Origin of the sequence: Pseudomonas sp. LJDD11 (assembly GCF_024584215.1) — a bacterium.
Classification (GTDB): Bacteria; Pseudomonadota; Gammaproteobacteria; order Pseudomonadales; family Pseudomonadaceae; genus Aquipseudomonas.
In genome coordinates this window covers 1-500 of record NZ_JANJFL010000174.1, presented here as the reverse complement: position 1 = coordinate 500, position 500 = coordinate 1, and the positions used below count along the sequence as shown (strand labels likewise).

1 protein-coding gene is annotated in these 500 nt (G+C 62.0%); it reads right to left on the bottom strand.

The window, feature by feature from the left end:
• Positions 1-500: aminotransferase class V-fold PLP-dependent enzyme (locus tag NRB16_RS29420; protein WP_257107637.1), on the bottom strand; the 500-nt coding region annotated here is incomplete at both ends.

Sequence of the window (500 nt, the reverse complement as noted above, 5' to 3'; positions counted from 1 at the left end):
GGAATCCTTGAACAGGCGGATCTTGCGAACCTGGGTGCCTTCTCTCTTGTGGCGCGAGTTCAGGATATTGCGGGTGCAGAAGTGTTCATGCTCGGTGGTGAGAATTTCCTGACCCGGCCGTACATGAATGCCGCCATAGATAATCGCCAGGCCTTCCGTCGTGCTGCCGGTCAGGGCGATCTGGCCGGGCCTGGCATTGAAATACTTGCCTGCCCACTCGCGCACCGCGTCTTCGCGGCGGGCGATTTCCTTCAGGTCCCAGTCCATGGCCAGACCAGGGTTGCGGTCGATATTGGCGCGGTGAAACTCGATGGCTTCGCGCACGGGCTTGGGGTGCGAAGTGATCAGGAAGTTGGCGAAGTGGATGTAATCGGGGTCCTGATCGAACAGCCCGCGCAAGGTGGTCCACTTGTCCTTTGAGGTCGGGGCGGTGCTGGAGGCCATGGCCGAAGGCAGCAGATTCGCGCCCATGGGCAAGGCGGCGGCGAGCAGGCCGGCCT